The sequence below is a fragment of the Pseudoalteromonas sp. KAN5 genome, from assembly GCF_022846535.1.
In the GTDB taxonomy this organism is placed as follows: domain Bacteria; phylum Pseudomonadota; class Gammaproteobacteria; order Enterobacterales; family Alteromonadaceae; genus Pseudoalteromonas; species Pseudoalteromonas haloplanktis.
Map to the genome: position 1 here is coordinate 3,348,236 of NZ_AP025589.1, position 15,548 is coordinate 3,363,783.

A 15,548-nucleotide genomic window follows, 5' to 3' on the forward strand; every position below is an offset into this window, starting at 1 on the left:
AATTAAATTAATTTCTAATTGCGGATTGATGTTGGTCACGCCATACATGCCATTTGTAACAGCTTTTTGGCCACTGAAATCATACTTATAGAGAAGCACTTGCAAGCCCTTTATGTTAGGAGTCGGTAGCAATTTAGTTACTTAAAATAACAATTCAGGGGAATTTCATGAACAGAAGAAGAAAGACAAAAAATAGAGCATTTAAGTATTCAGCGCTTAGTATTGCACTAAGTGGTTCGTTATTAACTGGGGTGTCTTTAAATCTTACAGCAGCAGAGGATGAGGTTAAATCAGTTGAGCGCATCCAAGTTACAGGCTCGCGTATACGCTCAGCTGAAGCGATGTCTTCAGCCCCAATTCAGGTAGTTGATAGTGCAGCAATTGATTCTTCTGGCTCACTAAATATCCAGGACTTATTACTTGAAAACCCAGCCTTTGGTTCTCCGGCAATTAGCCGTACGAATTCTAATTTCAATACCTCAAGCGCGGGCGTGGCGACAGTGGACTTGCGAAATTTGGGCTCAGAGCGAACATTAGTGCTTGTTAATGGACGTCGTTATGTATCAGGTATTCCAGGTAGTTCTGCGGTTGATTTAAATAGTATTCCAAGCCAATTCATCGAACGAGTTGAGATTATGACAGGTGGAGCATCATCGGTTTATGGATCTGATGCAGTAGCCGGTGTTGTTAACTTTGTACTCAAAGATGACTTTGAGGGTATTGAGTTTGAAGGTCAATTTGGTGAATCAAAAGAGGGCGATGATCAGTCTCGTCAGTTTTCATTTACTTCTGGGCTTAGTAGCAGTGATGGTAAAGGCCATGCGATGTTTCATTTGGGCTATTCTGATCAGGGAGCTGTTTTTTCTAGAGATCGTGAGCGCTCCTCAGTGGATCAAATAGCTCAAATTGCGTTTGAAGATCGGAATACAGGTCAAGCAAGTGATATATTTGAAGCTGTTCGCCCGTTCTTTTCATCATTTCCACCACAAGGACGTTTTGATGCTGGAGATACGCGCTTTACTTATGATCAAAATAATAATTTACAAAATGGCTTTAGCACTAATGGTAATGGCACCTTAGGGCCTGATGGATTTAACAGAAATGGTGTTCGTACTATTGCTATTCCAACAGAGCGCTATTTATTTGCCTCCAATGGTAGTTATCAGTTAACAGATAAACATAGTTTCTTTTTCGAAGGCACTTACGCTTCCAGTACAACCAATTCAGAACTCGAGCCATTTCCATTTGCTTCTGACGATATTTATAGCAATGGACGAGTCCCTATTGAATTTTTAGTACAAGATGAAGTACTACGTAACGCATACGTTCCTGATGATATTTATAATGCTGCAACAGACACTGATGGCGACGGATTTAAAGATATATTCTTTGCTAAACGCTTAAGTGATATCGGTAATCGAGGTGCACGAGCAGAGCGAGATACATTTCGATTAGCTATAGGGTTTGAAGGTGAGATTAACGATAGCTGGTTTTACGATACATATTACGTTTACGGTAAAACAAAAGAGTCACAAGTTTCAAGTGGCTTAGTAAATGTGCAAAGTTTTCGTCAAGGCTTAGAAGCCGTAAATGATCGCTTTGATTTAGATGACGATGGTATTACGAATGAAGCAATTTGTATTGATGCGACAGCGCGCAGCTTTAACTGTGCTCCGGTAAATATTTTTGGTTTTAATTCAATGTCGCAAAGCGCAATAGATTTTGTTCGTGCTCCGAGCATGTTATCGACCTCAGTCGAACAAGAAATCATTGGTGGTAATGTATCCGGTGATTTATTTGAGTTACCGGCAGGTGTGATCGGCATCGCAGCGGGCTTTGAGTATCGTGAAGAGTTTTCTCGTAGTGAATTTGATGCGCTACAGCAAGCAGGGTTAAATGCCGGTAATGCGATCCCCGCCACAGAAGGTTCATTTGATGTTACTGAGTATTATGTTGAGGCTAATATACCGTTACTTGATGCTGTAACTATGAATGCTGCAATTCGCCTTTCCGATTACTCTACTGTTGGCAATACAGAAAGTTGGAATGTGGGTATTGATTGGACTGTTACAGATGACCTTCGTTTACGGGCAACACGTGCGCGTTCAACACGAGCCCCGAATATTGATGAATTATTTTCACCACCTTCGCAGACTTTCCCTAGTGGCTTAACTGATCCCTGTGTAGGTGTTGGTAGTACTGGCGGTGGTGCTGCTGATGTTGCATGTCGTGCTGATGTGGGGGTTGCGACTAATATCGCGCAAAATGGTGTATTTACGCTTAATCAATCTGATCTGCAAGGTATCAGTGGTTTTAACCGCGGTAATCCAGAGTTAAAAGAAGAGGTTGGTAACTCTGTTACTGTAGGGATCGTCTATACTCCTGAAGAATTAATTTCAGGCCTTGATATTACTATCGATTATTTTGATATTGAAATTGATGACGCGATTGTGGCAACACCGCGCCAGTTTATTCTTTCACAATGTTATGGTGGGGATGAAAGCTTTTGTAACTTTATTACTCGCCGCAGTGCAGCCGCAGGCAATAATAGCGCTGGTTCATTGGAGTTTATTGATAGTGGTGTATCAAACAGTGGTGGGTTAGGTACTGAAGGTGTTGATTTAACATTGACCTATGCGACTGATATTGGCCCTGGATCATTTCGTACACGTTTAGCGTATACCTATTTAATTGATGGCTATTCAATCCCATTACCTGGTGTAGCTAAAGATACTTTTGCGGGTGAAGTAGGGGCATCAGAACATAAAGCAAACTGGAACTTGGGTTATAAAATTAATGACTTTGATTTTAACTGGAGCATGACTTATACCGGTAGTGCCGACTTTGATGATCAATTTTTAAATGGTTTTGATAATATCCCTGCAGGTTCAGTTGGTGTAGGTTCGGTGACTTACCATGATGTGCAAGCAAGCTACCATATAAGTGACGCTGTTGAATTGTATATGGGGGCAAATAATTTGTTTGATAAAGAGCCGCCGCGAATTATTTCTGGTGTCAGCGGATCAAGCACGGGAACGGAAACTGCTGCTGGAACTTATGATCCAATTGGACAAACTTATTACATAGGGTTTAGAAGTAAGTTCTAATATTGTTAAAAGCCTCATATTAATGAGGCTTTTTATAAATTGTGTCTATAAACAGGCTGCTTACACCCACAAAAACGCCACTTGTAACAGTGGCGTTGCGGTTAGTCGTAGGGTGTTTAATATATAAATTGAATCGCTTATTATTTAACGATTTATCCCTACTTGAGCCCTCTAACGAGGGCTTTTATTTACCTAATCTAAGCGTTGGCATAATTAATTTAAGTATGCTTTTAACATCCAAACTAGTTTTTCTTGCTCAGTGATGTAATCACCCATTAATGATGCAGTACCTTCATCTTGTGCATTACCCGCCTGTTCTAGAATTTCGCGCTGCATGTTAATTAATGTGCTATACCCTGCTAGTAGATTTTCTACAGCAGCCTCACCATCACTAATATTCTTAGCTTCTTTAATTTTGCTGATCTCTAAATAATCAGAAAACGCATGCAGTGGCGCACCATCAAGGGTAAGAATACGCTCTGCTATTTCATCAACTTTTAATAGTAGTAGGTTATAAATTTCTTCAAACTTAACGTGTAACTCAAAAAAGTTACGTCCTTTAATATTCCAATGAAAACCACGAGCATTCATATACTGAATTTGATAACTACTTAGCAGGGTATTTAGTGACTTTACGATATCTTCACTTTTCGCACTGTTAAGACCGATTGCGTTTACCTGTGACATATTACTCTCCTTAAATAAACTGATAAGTTATTTTCGAATGACTGATAGTAAGTATCAGCCATTATTGATGAACTGTAAAATGGTTAGAATCGATGATAGCCATAGCTTTTACCTATCAACAATAAACCACTCAAATAAAACTCGTTACTTTCGTAAGCATTACTGTAATAGAAATGGGTGCCAAACTTTAAAAATCTACCCCTTAGGGGAAAATAACGGATATTTACTTAAAGATAGAACAAAACCATGATCCAGAACAAACTTTATAATTACACTTTTTGACTGTCTACGAGGGTTTGATTTAGGTCAAGAGTTCAATTTTTAGCCGGCGCATAATCAACATAGATTAATTACATGGAGAAAGATCATGCGCGCTAAAACTAACAAAGAGAATAAATTTGAGTTGATAGTTATAGGTATAGCGTTGTTAGCATTTGTAGTTGGCTTGGTTGGCCACTTAGCAGGGGCGAGCTTTGCGAACTTTGCTACGTTTGGTTATATCGCCGCACCAACACCGTTAATCTTGGCAATTATCGCTTTTATTGCTTATAAAATAGCAGCCAGTGCACAAGATTAAGTTATTAGGTCAAGAATATAGCTCATTACCTGGCGTGAGTAGATCATACTGGTGTGGCTTAGGTGAAACACCTTGTGCTCTGCCATGCCATTGAGTTTGGTTTCATCGAGTAACACAGTGCCATCTGATTGACTGCCTTTTGCTATTAGTGGCATCAAGCCTATGGGTAAATCACCAGCAATACTATAAAGCTTAGCATTAAATGGCCAATCGCCATTTTCGGTGAGTAAAAATTCCACACTATTTCTTAAAAACACATCAAAGCCTTTTTGCTGCATCCTGCGCGCAATATGACTGCCTTTGTGAGGAGTGCCTAAGGTAATGACTTTTTCAACGTTTTGACTTTGTGAAGAGTTAGCTGCTAAGTAGGCTCGTGCCACTAGCCCGCCCATTGAGTGGCACACAAGTGCGGTGCTTTTATCATCAATAAAATCATCAATCTGTTTAAAAATAGCGGCACGATCGGGAGACAATGTATTGTAGGAAAGGTTGAGTATGCTCAAGCCTGACTTTTCTAGTTGCGAACATAAAGGGCGCATAACAAAGCCAGACATATACAATCCATGTAATACCACAACTTGCTTAACAGCCATACACCCTCTTTTACTAAATACACTTTACATTAATTGTACTGGTTTTATCTCAATGTTCACTGAATCAGAGCTCACCCATACATCACCATCTTGAATGGTGATCGTCAGTGATATATTGCGATCAACTAATGCCGCCAGCGCTTGAGTTGCAGCAAAGTCTAAACTGAAAATGCTTAGATTTTTAAACTCATACAACTTAGGTTGATGTTTTTGCCACCAAATTGCTTGGTTGTTTTCACCATAAGTGTATAACACCACTTTTTTAGATTTATTACAGGCTTTTTTAACGCGCTTCTCGTCTGGTAAGCCAAGTTCAACCCACAGCTCTATTTCTTCACTGTAGTTTTTATGCCACAGTTCAGGCTCATCATCAGCCGATAAACCTTTTGTGAATTCTAAACCATCACACGCATTGAGTGCATACGCAAGCAAGCGGATCATCAAGCGCTGCTCAGTTTCTGATGGGTGTTGTGCCAAGGTTAAATTAAAGTCTTGGTATACGTGGCGGTCCATATCGCTTAGCGATAACTGCGCCTTAATAATCGTCGATTTAAGAGCCATAATAGTTTATTTGAAAAAATTTGCGCCAGTATAGCGCAATTACTGCCTGAGCCAGTTAAAATAGCGTGAAATTATCTGTAGGAGTATAAAAATGGCTATCCAGTGGTTCCCTGGGCATATGAATAAAGCCCGTAATGAAATTAAAGAAATCATGCCACAGATGGATGTGATCATTGAAGTGCTTGATGCGCGCATTCCTTACAGTAGTGAAAACCCGATGGTGGCTACTTTGCGTGAAGGTAAGCCGGTCATCAAAATTTTGAATAAAGCGGATTTAGCTGATCCTAAAATGACCCAGGCATGGAAGGATTACTTTGAGCAAGAAAATGGCGTAAAGGCGATTGCGTTTGGTAATGATAAAGCAGCTGAGGTTCATCGCATTAATGAGCTGTGTAAAAAGCTAGTGCCGCATAAAGTCGGTGCCGATAAGCAAATTAAAGCCATGATCATGGGTATTCCAAACGTCGGTAAATCAACGCTAATAAATGTGTTAGCCGGTCGCATAGTTGCTAAAACCGGTAACGAACCCGCAGTTACTAAAGCACAGCAGCGTATTAAGCTTGAAGACGGTATTATGCTTTATGACACGCCGGGTATGTTATGGCCAAAAGTTGAAAACGAAAACTCAGGCTACCGTTTAGGTGCGACAGGTGCGATACGTGATACTGCACTTGAATATGAAGAGGTGGCAAGTTATACCGCTGAGTATTTATTGCGTGCTTACCCTGAGCTTTTAAAGGCACGTTATAAAATCGATGAATTACCAGAAAATGATTGGGAATTTGTTGAAATGGCGGGAAAAAAGCGCGGCTGTATTCGCGGTGGCAATCAAATTGATACCTATAAAATGTCGGAAATTCTCATTAATGAATTACGCGATGGCATTATAGGTCGTATCACCATGGAAACGCCTGCGATGCGTGAAGAGGAAGAAATAATGGTTGCTGAGCTTCGTGCTGCAGCTGAGGCTAAAAAAGCGGCTAAAGAAGAAGAGAAAAAACAACGTAGGGCCCGCGCTCGTAAAAATCGCCGTTAATTGTTTTATACCGGTTAGCCTATTAAAATTTAGACATGAAAAAAGCCCGTAAGGGCTTTTTTAGTTTCATATCTACCGTCACCGATATGAGCAATGTAGCAAGTAAAATAGTAGGGCGGTCACCCGTTATCAATATCAAGGGGCGTTGCGATTAATAACAGGTAACCATAGCTTTAACGTGGGCTACACGTGTTTCAGGGTCGAGAAACAAAACAGTTTATTCCGTACAAGCCGTAGTGCTTTATCGTCTTGTTGATATTGATTATCAGTTAGATTTCAAAAAGTGTCAACATCTATTTGAAAATAATTCTCATTAAGTTTGTTTGTTTTATTTTTCTATTAAATTTAGTCGGTTATATAAAAAGTAAATTTTTATATAGGAATTTTTGGCATAAAAAAAGCCCGTAAGGGCTTTTTAGTTTCATATCTACCGTCACCGATATGAGCAATGTAGCAAGTAAAGTAGGGCGGTTACCTGTCACCAACATCAAGGGGCGTTGCGGTTAGAAACAGGAAACCTTAGCAGTTTACGTGCGCCACACGTGTTTCAGGGTCGAGAAACAAATTCAGTTTATTCCGTACAAGTCGTTATGTTTTTCCGTCTTGTTGATATTGATTATCAGTTAGATCTAAATAACTGTCAACACCCAGTTGGAAATAATTCTCATTTATTTGTTTGTTTCTAAATAAATACAAACAAAGCAAAGACTTGGCTGTTAAAATAATTTCTCATATCAAGTAAATATTCATTAGAGATAGGTTTGTTGAATCTATCTCTGGTTGTTGCTATCTAAGCGGCGGTTTATTCGCTTAACTAGCTCTGCATCTGCTTTTCCTTCGCTGCCGACGATAAGTAAGAAATGCTCGCCTTGCTGATCAATAACTTTGATCAGCGTATTATCTAGTTGAGTTTTACCATAAGTCACCTCTATGCTAGTTATATCTTTGAAGTGCTTTAAGTTTGACTCAATTTGCCCTTGTTCATTTTGCCAGTAACTAAATATATAGTTGTCAGTAATGCCATTACCATCACTGCGAAAATCAATAAATGCATCACTATAAAAATATAAGATAGCTTCATCCAGAGGTATTAGTTGCTGACGTTTCATAAATTGCACTTGATATGGCCATAATTTATCACCTTTAACAATTGATGTGCTGGGAATTAAATAGCTCTCTTGGAGTAACCCTAAAAATAAAATAGGTGCCCATATGATGCTGATAATGATGTTTCTTACGCGCCATTTTGAATTGTATGTCAGTGCTTCAGATGAGTGATTTATATGTTGAATATAATTAACCATCGGCAGCCAAATAAATGGAATAATACACAAACCAATCGTTGCATAAGCACTAAAACGCGTTGTCGCGGTAAGCACCATAAGTAGTAACCAGATAATTAACGCCAGCGCATTTGGCATGACTTTATTCTTTTTATGGTGCTCCTGACTGTGCGCGAGGAGCTCTAAAAATAACGAGTAGAAAAAGAACAGTGCAAAAATACCGCGAGCAATTGGCATGATATGACTATTTTGTTGTATTTTAATCGCCCGCCAGTTTCGGTAGCTCCAATAGTTTATAAATAGCCCTAAGGTGAGGATACTATAAAGAATAAACTTAGCATTTGTAACAGGGTAAAACTGTGCATCACTAAATGTCGGGCGTTTTGCTGATTCAATACGCCATGCGACAATAAAAAAGAGCATCGCAAGTAGATAAACAAGTAACACTAAAATGATCCAATCATCTTCTAGCGCAAAGCCGTCAGTGGTATCCGCACTTACATATTTAACAATGCCAAACTGTGTATCGTCGATGAGTTTTGCTCGTTCGCTCAGGTAAAGTTTAATCTGAGCGGCTGGAATATGATCTTGCTTGGCATTAAATGAAAAGTTAAGTGTTAAGGTGTCTTCCACAAAGTGGGTGGTTTTTTTAAAATTAAAAAAAGCATTATCAATTTCGCTTTGCTCATTATCAAAATGCCAATTAGGCTCTAAAAACTTAACCTTAATTACGGTTTCAATATTGTTGGGGTATTTAAAATACAGCGGCGCTGTACGATTAATTTGATCGGGTTCGTAAACGCTATTTTGTATATCTGAGGCATAAAAGTCAGCTCTTAACCCTTCGTCGTCAGGTTGCCAAAAGTCATTAATAAGGTAAAACTCGTCACTTAGAAACTCGCCATTATTTGTGCTTTCAGTCACTGTCATCGGCTTATCGATGGTAATACCTTGAAAATAGCCTTGATAATATTCGTGGTAATCTTTGGCTATTTGATCGAGCCCATTACGGGCTAATGAACTGCGTCTATTTATTGCTTCAAACTGGCTATAAATGTAGCGAGTTTGAAATGTTGCAGCTTGCTCAGGTTCAACGGCGATGGTGTAATTATCATAGCTTTTAATTGCAACTGCATCGACAGGTGGAGTCATAGCCGTGAGACGTGATTCGGAAGGTTTAACTATTAAGGCATAACCATAATTAGGCTGTGCTAAATGTGCTAGGGTTCCGGTTTGATAGTTTATTGTTGGGTCTAGCCAATAGCGTTGCTCTGCATACTCAAGGGTAACGATGACATGATTAAACACACGAGCAGAGGCGGGCAGTTCAATCAGCCGTTTTCCCTCATCTGTGTTTACTAGGGCAGGGTAAGCTTTGATGTCCATTGCTTTTAGTAATGAAATAAGCAGAACGGTTTTGTCTTTACAGTCACCGTAGCGAAGTGCCAGAGTTTCAGAAGCTGAAGTCGGTTGATGGGAGTTTGTGCCCATTTCAAGACCTAAATACCTAACCTCGTCTTGGCTAAATTTTAATGCGGCTGCAATACGGTCAGCAATCGCTGGGTTGTTTAGGGCTATTTCATCGGCAACCTGTGTAATAGAGGGGGTTACTTCTATTGCTGATTCATATAACGGAACTGCCCAATTTGCTACGTCTTGCCATGATTTTAACTCTGAGAAAAATACTTGTTTATAAGGACTATACCAGTGAGGAACTTGGTTTGAAGATGCAACCGTTGGCTGATTTTGCAAACTAATTTGGTAGTCATGCCCGAGCTCTAAAGGGGTGTCGGTTATATCAACTTCGCCATTGACGGTATTGATGTATAAAGGTGCGTCCTTTTGCCATAGCACGCGCATAAACTGCTGCGCCACCGGTACGGACCAGTTTAAGGTGCGAGATGCCGCAAAATGTTGATAAATGGGGTTGCGACCAGTAATAGTGTAACTGTAGTCAAGCTTATCCATCGTACGCATATCATCAACAATAATATTTAACGTTAAACTGCCGTTGTAAATGCGATTAGCTAAATCGGTTTCACGCTGCAATACCTTAAACTGCGCACTGGCTAATTTATCTATGTATTGTCCGTCACGAATAATGCCTAAGCCGTTGAGCTCCAGCGTTTGATAACTTGGATCAAAATCAATATTCAGTTGGCTGATGTAATCAATACCTGATTGATTTACAGCTTGCATAACGGTGCGAGTGTAACGTTGTGAGGGTTGTTGCTCTGTGACCTTTATTTGCGTATCGAGTAATAAATAATAAGTGCCATCTGCGATTTTGTTTGTGGGGATCTCAGTCGTGATCAATGTGCGCTGCTCTATCCAGTCTTCGGCTGGCTGTATTTGGTACTCTTGGCTTGCACTTAAGAAGCTGATCATGAGTAAAAAAGCATAGAACATGCTCGTTGCTAATTGAGTCCATTTCATTATTGTTCTTCTTATTGGTAAAGTTTGAGTGTCCTTTTGGCTACAAGATTACCAAGCAAAGGAATATAAGCCAATAAAATCTAGGGGATTATATTGGCAAACAAATTATGACTTGTGTGCCTCGATCGTGTGGGTTGGCTAATAATTGTAACTGGCCAGCTTGATTACGAATGAGCTCGCGACTGATCACTAAACCTATACCTGCACCTTGGGCTTTAGTTGAGTAAAATGGCACAAAGAGGTTGTCGGAGTTGGCAATGCCTGTGCCGCTGTCAGTCAGCTCAATCACAACGTCATCATTTTGCTGTTGCCAGTTAAGTGTGGGGGGCGTGTTACCGCCCGCTTCAAAGGCATTTTTTATTAGGTTGATAAGTGCTTGCTCAAGCTGACCTAAATCGGCGGTAAAATTCACTGGCTGAGATGAGTGAATTACAAGCTCAGGGAATATTGCCTGTAGCCGTAAGTTCACTTGCTCGCTATTGATTTGCTGTTTGTTTGGCGTGGGGAGCTTTGCAAACGCGCTGTAGCTATTTACAAAATCTAATAAATGTTGCGCTCGCTTTTCAATTACTTGCAGCATATCTTGAGCAAGGTCTGGGCTCGGGGTTATTTGCCCTTGTTGTTTCATGGTTTGTAATGATTGGCTCATGGAGTAAATTGGCGTTAAGGAGTTACGTACTTCATGGTTAAGCACACGAATTAAGCGCTGCCAAATGTCTTGTTCATTTGCGCGCAGCTGTTGTTCGATTGAAAATAGTGTAAGCAGTTCGTAATTTCGCCCTGAGCGCCAAAATGTTTGTGCTGATACGATAAAGCGGCGCTTAAAACGAGACTCTTTCTCTATTTGCCAACTACCGTCGCTATAAACTAACCCTAAATCGGCGCTACTTAACCCCTCAACATTGGGGGCTGTTAAGGTGTTTAAAAATGCTTTATTGGTAAAGTAAACTTGCCCGTGAGGGTCTAAAATAACAATAGGTAAATCAAGCATGCCGGCAAACTCAAACACGAACTCTTCGGTTTGCATATAGTGGCGTTTACTTTGTGCAATTTTGTCACTGAGCTTGGTAAAGTCTTTTTTAAGGTTGGCGACTCGCCCGCTTTGATACTGCGCTAAATGCCAGCTATTACTCTCGTTGTTAGCGTGGGCATCGAGTTGTGTACCAAAGCGCTCGATAACATCAAGGGTCAATTTGTAGCTTTTGACGACTGCAAACAGGCTTACTGCGACGACGGGGAGCATTATACTAATGCTTGCAAACCAATCTAGCTCCCACGTTATGACAAGCAAAATACACAAGGTTAATACAATAAACAAAATTAAAGCGGCATAACCTATTAGGCGCTGTTCGAGCGAGTGAGTGCGAGCCATTAAAAGTCTGCTTCTTTTAAATCAAGTTGGTGTTTGTCGATTCTTCTGTAAATTGCTGACTTACTCAAGCCTAAAAACTCACCCGCGGCAACAACATTCCCATTAAATTGCGCCAGCGCTTTTTGGATCATCTGTTTTTCAAGTTCTTCCAGTGGCAGCAACGGTAATGATTCACTTGTTGCGCTGTTACTTGTATCACTACTGGGTTGTTCAAGAATTAAATCACTGGCGTCAATATTGTCGTTATCGCTCATGATCACGGCACGTTCAATACAATGGCTAAGTTCTCGGACATTGCCCGGCCACGTGTAGTTCGTGAGTGCCTTGGTCGCAGTGGCTGAAAGTGACATGCCTTCACGTTGGTATTTTTTACTGTGCGTTGCAAGTAAGTGATGGGCTAATTCTATAATGTCTTCAGGGCGCTCACGCAGTGGCGGAATATGCAGTTCAATAGTGTTGAGTCTGAACAATAAATCGCGGCGAAATTCACCCGCTTCAATGGCTTTAGCCAGCTCTGCGTTAGTGGCAGCAATAATGCGTACATCCGCTGTTTGGGTGTGGCTTGAGCCTAATACTTCAAACTCTTGGCTTTCTAGCACGCGCAGCATTTTACTTTGTAGCTCTAGGGGTAGCGTGGCTATTTCATCTAAAAACAAGGTGCCGCCATTGGCTATTTCAAAACGGCCAAGGCGGTCTTCTTTGGCGTCGGTAAAGGCGCCTTTTTTGTGACCAAATAATTCGCTTTCAAATAAAGAGGGCGCAATAGCACCAATATTTACGCTCACATAGCGTTGCTCACAGCGATTAGAGTGTTGGTGAATATAGTTTGCGAGTAGACTCTTACCGGTGCCATTTTCTCCGGTGATTAAAATACTGGCGTCGGTTTTTGCGGCGCGTTTAGCGCGTGTTAGTAATTGTTGCATACTGGCTGATAGAGCAATGTAATTAGCATCGCTGGTGCTATGCAATGCTTTTAAACAAGCATTGTCGTGGTTGGTTTTTTTGTTGTTTGAGCTGCTGTTGTACCACCGCCGTTAAGCGCAGGTTGTTCCATGGCTTTTCAACAAAATCAACAGCGCCTAACTGCATGGCTTTTACCGCGACATCGACACTGGCCCAGGCGGTCATTACGACCACGGGAATGGTTGAGCCAAGCGATTGTAGTTGCTTTAAAAATCGCAGGCCTTCTTCACCGGAGGTGGTATCGAGCCTAAAGTTCATATCGAGCAAAATAAGGCTAATTGCTTTACTGTTTATAATTTCGAGGGCTTGCTCAGGGCCTTGTGCTTCAATACATTGCAAGCCAACTTGATTTAAAGCGACGATGGCGGCCATGCGAACATCTGCTTGATCGTCGATAACTAAAATTGAGTCCATTTTGTTCTTCTTGTTGCAAGCAAAAGCAAATTACTTTACTTTTGCTTGGTTATCACATCATATTGTTTAATCGTTACGAAGTGCGGCCATAGGTTTGGCTTTAATTAACAACAAGAGTGGCCTAAAGCAGGCGAACATTGCAATAATCAAAGTGATAAACCATGCCATTAGTTGTAAACGCACGTCTAAAATTAACCACGAAATAAGCTGCTCTTGTAACACTAAGTAACCCGCTAATACGGTTGCTAGGGCTAGAATAAAACCAATGAGTACAGGGATAACAGCTTCTTTACTCATGAGTTTAAATAGGCGTGCTTTTTTAGCCCCAAGTGCCATACGAATACCAAATTCATAACGACGCAGGCCTAAGTTATAGCTAAGTACGCCAAATATACCTATTGCTGCTAATAATAGAGTAAATAATGCCAAGGTACTACACAGTGCAACGGTTAGGTGGCTCATATACAATAAATCATCGTACTCTTGTTGTAAGTCTCTAAATTGCCATAAGGTTAGGTGACTATTGGCTTTTCTTAATAAACTTAAAACGTGCTTGCTGGTAAGCTCAACACCTTGCTCTGTTTCAATAACAAACATATAGCTGCGAGGTTGTGCAGGCCACCATATGTGTCGGCCAAATGATTCGTCGTAGTATTTAGGGTGGTTAAAATCCTCCGTTATGCCGACAATTTCAAACATTTTGTCTTCTAACCCTCTGTAGCTTTTACCGATAATATTTGTATAGTCTTGATCGGGTAGTAGCCATTTTGCGACACTGATAGATACCAATAGCTCGTTAGTTTCACCGCGAATTGCTTGCTCACTAAAGGTGCGCCCAGCGAGTATTTTTGTACCGACTAAAGCAAAATAATCAGAGCCGACCCATTGGCTTGGGAAGAAGATTGAGCTTTTACCTTCAACATCGGTCAAGCTAGTGGCATTTTGCCTTGGTGTCACAGGGCTATGGCCAAGTGCAACATCTTTAATGCCTTCGCTATTTTGTAATACTTTTTGATACTGCTTAACTTGTTCATAGCGCTCAGCTATTGTTGCATCATTATTAGTTTGAAATAACTGTGCAAAGTACAGGTTTTCAGTGTCGCTACCCAGTGGGCGATTAATGGTGTCGAGCGCTTTGCTAACAATCATAATTGAAAAGCTAACTAATAAAGCGGCCACAAACATTTGTGTGCCAATTAGTATACGCACAGTACGTCCAGACACTTGCGACACGCCGCCTTTGCCACTGTTTTGCATTTGGCTGTTTAAAGTTTTGTAGTTAACTAAACGAGCAGTGATCACTGAGAATATATACGCTAAAGCAATACACATAACTACCGCTATCAGCACCAAATTAGTATCAACAGCCAAGCTGTTCACGAGTGGCAAGCGTCCCTCGGCTAATACTTTAAAGAGCCTAATTCCCCAGATAGATAAAAACAGTGCAATACTGACCGATATGCTCATTAAAATAAGAGATTGCAGCAATATACTGTTAAATAACGTTTTACGCTTTGCACCCAGTACAGCTTGTAATGCTAAGGTTTTATGTTGTGCTAACGCGCGCGAGAAGAACAAGGTGCTGACGTTTAGTACAGCGATGATCAATAGCCCCACCGCGCCTGCAAGCATCATTAAACTAAGTTGATCATTATTACCAAGTTCAACTTCGCGATACGGTGTAACAACAGGCTTTACATCAGTTATACCGCCATTATTAAGCCACTCAGATTTTATGCTATCAATTTGGGCTTTTAAGTCGGATTTTACTTGCTCGTTAGTGACGCCAGGTTTTAATACTGCAATTAGTTTTAGGTTTCTAAACGTGTTGGTCCACGGGCTTTGCCAGTTATCATTATGGAAAAACCGACGGTCAGAACTAGTTGGATACCAAACTTCAACAGAGCCTGCTTTAATCATATAGGGGGGCTGAAATTAGCCGCTACAACACCTATTATTATATGCCCATTACCTTCATCTTCGCTGGCTGTTTTTAAGGATTTACCAATTATATCAGGGTCATTATTAAAGTGTTCTTTCCAGAACTTCTCTGAAATGACTACGCTATTATTGGCTTCCTCTATGGTTCCGCCCTTTTTAAAGCCATGTCCGAGTACAAAGGGAGTATGAAGGAGTTCAAAATATTCACCGCCTACATACAGCACATCCTCTTTAGGTTGTCCGTCTAAGTTTGAAAAAACATGTTCAGCGGCATTTATCATAAAGGTGCGCTCAAAGCTTTGATTGTTTTTAAGCCAGTGCACCATCGACTGATAACTTTGAAAGCCAACCGCATCGTAATCGTTATAGGTTAGGCTTTGCTCAACCACCACCATGCGACTTTCATCAAATACATCAAGGGGTTTTAAAAAGTAGCTATTTACTAGGCTTAGTACTACAAATAACGTCGCGAGCGTGAGCGCCAAGGTGGCTACAACGGCGGTAACAAACCCCGGTGCGTTCATCAGTGATGCCCATGCTAAGCGTAATTGGCTGCGTGTTTTAGTTAAACGACTCAT

General features: G+C 40.7%; 10 protein-coding genes and 1 pseudogene. 3 read left to right on the forward strand and 8 right to left on the reverse strand.

Annotated elements, in window-relative coordinates; genetic code table 11:
- The first annotated feature begins 167 nt into the window (after positions 1 to 167).
- The gene (locus KAN5_RS14890; protein ID WP_244390018.1) at positions 168 to 3,107 is read left to right on the forward strand and encodes a TonB-dependent receptor; all 2,940 of its coding nucleotides are present in this window, start codon (positions 168 to 170) and stop codon (positions 3,105 to 3,107) included.
- Between the two features lie 213 nt (positions 3,108 to 3,320).
- On the opposite strand, the gene KAN5_RS14895 is transcribed toward KAN5_RS14890, so the two are convergent.
- Positions 3,321 to 3,794: a Dps family protein gene (locus KAN5_RS14895; protein ID WP_244390019.1), complete on the reverse strand. Its 474-nt coding sequence runs from the start codon at positions 3,792 to 3,794 to the stop codon at positions 3,321 to 3,323.
- Positions 3,795 to 4,161: 367 nt separating this feature from the next.
- On the opposite strand from KAN5_RS14895, the gene KAN5_RS14900 reads away from it, so the two are divergent.
- Positions 4,162 to 4,371, forward strand: a complete 210-nt coding sequence (locus KAN5_RS14900) for a hypothetical protein (RefSeq protein ID WP_016710319.1) — start codon at positions 4,162 to 4,164, stop codon at positions 4,369 to 4,371.
- Here KAN5_RS14900 and KAN5_RS14905 read toward each other — a convergent pair.
- Together KAN5_RS14905 and KAN5_RS14910 are read right to left on the reverse strand one after the other, a co-directional pair.
- Positions 4,368 to 4,964: an alpha/beta hydrolase gene (locus KAN5_RS14905; protein ID WP_138555048.1), complete on the reverse strand. Its 597-nt coding sequence runs from the start codon at positions 4,962 to 4,964 to the stop codon at positions 4,368 to 4,370. The genes KAN5_RS14900 and KAN5_RS14905 overlap by 4 nt on opposite strands.
- Before the next feature lie 24 nt (positions 4,965 to 4,988).
- Positions 4,989 to 5,525, reverse strand: a complete 537-nt coding sequence (locus KAN5_RS14910) for a YaeQ family protein (RefSeq protein ID WP_016710321.1) — start codon at positions 5,523 to 5,525, stop codon at positions 4,989 to 4,991.
- 91 nt (positions 5,526 to 5,616) lie between these two features.
- On the opposite strand from KAN5_RS14910, the gene ylqF reads away from it, so the two are divergent.
- Positions 5,617 to 6,561, forward strand: coding sequence for a ribosome biogenesis GTPase YlqF (ylqF, locus tag KAN5_RS14915; RefSeq protein ID WP_244390020.1), 945 nt, complete (start codon positions 5,617 to 5,619; stop codon positions 6,559 to 6,561).
- Positions 6,562 to 7,331: 770 nt separating this feature from the next.
- Here ylqF and KAN5_RS14920 read toward each other — a convergent pair.
- The 5 genes and pseudogenes from KAN5_RS14920 to KAN5_RS14940 form a co-directional block, all read right to left on the reverse strand.
- Positions 7,332 to 10,280 (reverse strand): DUF3857 domain-containing transglutaminase family protein, encoded by a 2,949-nt coding sequence (locus KAN5_RS14920; protein WP_244390021.1) that lies wholly within the window; start codon positions 10,278 to 10,280, stop codon positions 7,332 to 7,334.
- A gap of 88 nt (positions 10,281 to 10,368) precedes the next feature.
- Positions 10,369 to 11,652, reverse strand: coding sequence for a HAMP domain-containing sensor histidine kinase (locus tag KAN5_RS14925; RefSeq protein ID WP_244390022.1), 1,284 nt, complete (start codon positions 11,650 to 11,652; stop codon positions 10,369 to 10,371).
- Positions 11,652 to 13,029: pseudogene (locus KAN5_RS14930) on the reverse strand (sigma-54 dependent transcriptional regulator). The gene KAN5_RS14925 and the pseudogene KAN5_RS14930 overlap by 1 nt, the downstream one beginning before the upstream one ends.
- 66 nt (positions 13,030 to 13,095) lie before the next feature.
- The gene (locus KAN5_RS14935) at positions 13,096 to 14,949 is read right to left on the reverse strand and encodes an FtsX-like permease family protein (protein WP_244390023.1); all 1,854 of its coding nucleotides are present in this window, start codon (positions 14,947 to 14,949) and stop codon (positions 13,096 to 13,098) included.
- Positions 14,946 to 15,548 (reverse strand): ABC transporter permease, encoded by a 603-nt coding sequence (locus KAN5_RS14940; RefSeq protein ID WP_244390024.1) that lies wholly within the window; start codon positions 15,546 to 15,548, stop codon positions 14,946 to 14,948. Before KAN5_RS14940 ends, KAN5_RS14935 begins: the two co-directional genes overlap by 4 nt.

Bases quoted from the DNA above. Each gene is read 5' to 3' on its own strand.
- KAN5_RS14895 (WP_244390019.1), bottom strand. From the start codon at position 3,794: ATGTCACAGGTAAACGCAATCGGTCTTAACAGTGCGAAAAGTGAAGAT.
- ylqF (WP_244390020.1), top strand. From the start codon at position 5,617: ATGGCTATCCAGTGGTTCCCTGGGCATATGAATAAAGCCCGTAATGAA.
- KAN5_RS14890 (WP_244390018.1), top strand. From the start codon at position 168: ATGAACAGAAGAAGAAAGACAAAAAATAGAGCATTTAAGTATTCAGCG.
- KAN5_RS14925 (WP_244390022.1), bottom strand. From the start codon at position 11,652: ATGGCTCGCACTCACTCGCTCGAACAGCGCCTAATAGGTTATGCCGCT.
- KAN5_RS14920 (WP_244390021.1), bottom strand. From the start codon at position 10,280: ATGAAATGGACTCAATTAGCAACGAGCATGTTCTATGCTTTTTTACTC.
- KAN5_RS14935 (WP_244390023.1), bottom strand. From the start codon at position 14,949: ATGATTAAAGCAGGCTCTGTTGAAGTTTGGTATCCAACTAGTTCTGAC.
- KAN5_RS14910 (WP_016710321.1), bottom strand. From the start codon at position 5,525: ATGGCTCTTAAATCGACGATTATTAAGGCGCAGTTATCGCTAAGCGAT.
- KAN5_RS14905 (WP_138555048.1), bottom strand. From the start codon at position 4,964: ATGGCTGTTAAGCAAGTTGTGGTATTACATGGATTGTATATGTCTGGC.
- KAN5_RS14900 (WP_016710319.1), top strand. From the start codon at position 4,162: ATGCGCGCTAAAACTAACAAAGAGAATAAATTTGAGTTGATAGTTATA.
- KAN5_RS14940 (WP_244390024.1), bottom strand. From the start codon at position 15,548: ATGAGTCGTTTAACTAAAACACGCAGCCAATTACGCTTAGCATGGGCA.